Raw genomic sequence first — 988 nt, forward strand, 5'->3', positions numbered from 1 at the left:
TGTCCGTGCCCCAGTTCGCGCCCCCCGTTCGTGCCCAGCCGTCCCCTCCGCTCCGCCCTGTTTCCCCCTGCTTGTGGCGGTGGGTGGCCTGTTCGTGCTGCCTGCGTGCGGCAGGGCCGCGCATGTGCGCGCCAGGCCCGCCCTGGTGGTGGCGACCATGGATTCGCGGCTCGAGCAGGCGCAGAACATGGCGTTCTTCCAGCCTTTCGCCCGCGCGTCGGGTCAGGCGGTGGCGCGCAGGGTCTGGAGCGGTACCCTGGCGGAACTGGACAGCCACGGGCTGCACGCGGGTAGCGGCGGCCCCTGGTCACTGGTCTTTACCGAGGATAGCACCATCCGCGCCGCCTGCATGCAGGGTCTGGTCGTGCATCTGGCGGGCAGCAGCACCAACCCCGATGGCTGCGGCGCGCCGGGGCTGACCACGCAGGTGGTGGTGGCATGGGATCAGGCATGGCGCAGGACGGCGCCGCGCTGGGCCGATTTCTGGGACATCGTGCGTTTTCCCGGCAAGCGTGGCCTGCGGCGCGACCCGCGCACGACGCTGGAAATCGCGCTGATGGCCGATGGCGTGGCCCCTGCCGATGTCTATGGCCTGCTGGCCACGCCGGAAGGGGTGGACCGCGCCTTTCGCAAGCTCAGCCAGTTGCGGCCTTACATAACATGGTGGTCCACGCCCGCCGATGCGGCCGGCATTCTTGAACACGGACAGGTGCTGATGAGCAGCGCGCCGGCGGATGCGGTGCGCACCATCGCCCCGCGCCGCCGCGACACGATCGGGGTCAATACGGATATGGCGCTGTCCTATGGCCTGTCATGGGGGGTGGTGGCGGGCCAGTCGGCGGAGCAGCTGGTGCAGTCGCGCAACCTGCTGCACTTCATTGTCCAGCCCGGCCGGCAGGCTGATTTCCTGGCCCGCTATCCCGCCGCGCAGCAGCCCGCCGGGACCGCGCCGGGCACCGTACTGCCCATGGATGTACAGTTCTGGCAG

Annotated in this window: 1 protein-coding gene; it reads left to right on the forward strand. The window is 70.0% G+C overall.

All coding sequences use genetic code 11. From position 1 onward, the window contains the following. Positions 1–94: 94 nt before the first annotated feature. Positions 95–988 (forward strand): extracellular solute-binding protein (locus JCM25156_RS18090; protein ID WP_407637142.1); only part of this gene is annotated, 894 nt, incomplete at its 3' end.

The sequence above is a fragment of the Komagataeibacter kakiaceti JCM 25156 genome (assembly GCF_000613305.1).